The organism is Vibrio sp. 1727 (assembly GCF_033344415.1).
In the GTDB taxonomy this organism is placed as follows: domain Bacteria; phylum Pseudomonadota; class Gammaproteobacteria; order Enterobacterales; family Vibrionaceae; genus Vibrio; species Vibrio alginolyticus.
The window spans coordinates 1-726 of record NZ_JAWPOT010000237.1 but is presented as its reverse complement, the minus strand read 5'-3'; the positions used below and the strand labels follow the sequence as shown (position 1 = coordinate 726).

Annotated in this window: 1 protein-coding gene and 1 pseudogene; both read left to right on the top strand. The window is 47.4% G+C overall.

Translation table 11 applies throughout. From position 1 onward, the window contains the following. Positions 1-353: pseudogene (locus R8O10_RS24990) on the top strand (calcium/sodium antiporter); the annotation flags it as partial. Between the two features lie 36 nt (positions 354-389). Then, positions 390-726 (top strand): SIS domain-containing protein (locus R8O10_RS24985; RefSeq protein WP_318074836.1); only part of this gene is annotated, 337 nt, incomplete at its 3' end.

The window sequence follows — 726 nt, the reverse complement described above, 5'->3', positions numbered from 1 at the left end:
TGAGCGACCTAGTGATCGGTCTGACAATTATTGCCATCGGGACGAGTCTTCCTGAGCTTGCAGCATCACTTGCTGGTGTATTGAAAGGCGAAGACGACATGGCAGTTGGTAACATCATCGGCTCGAACGTTTTCAATATTTTGGCGGTAATGGGCCTTCCTGGCATCATTAACCCATCCACACTAAGTGAATACGCGATGGGACGTGACTTTTGGGTCATGCTTGGCGTGTCACTGTTGTTAGTAGCAATGTGTTTAGGTAAGTCACGCAGCATCAACCGCCTCGAAGGGGCGATTCTGTTTACGTGTTTCTTGGGTTACCAAGTGTACCTATTTGCCAACATGGCCGCTTAATACCATTAATAAGTAGAGACAAATTGGAGCCCTGATATGTCCAATCCATTTGATTTTCGCGCTGCAGCTAAACAAGTTCTTGATATCGAAGTCGCGGCTCTGCAAGAGCTAGACAAATACTTTGATGAGCAGTTTGAACAAGCTTGCGAATTGATCCTTTCCAATAGCGGCAAAGTTGTCGTGATGGGTATGGGCAAATCAGGCCACATTGGCAACAAGATTGCAGCAACGCTTGCCAGCACAGGTACATCAGCGTTTTTTGTTCACCCGGGTGAAGCAGCGCATGGTGACTTGGGTATGATCAGTGCGGGTGACATTGTTATCGCCATTTCTAACTCTGGCGAGTCCCATGAAATCTTGTCTCTCTTCCCAG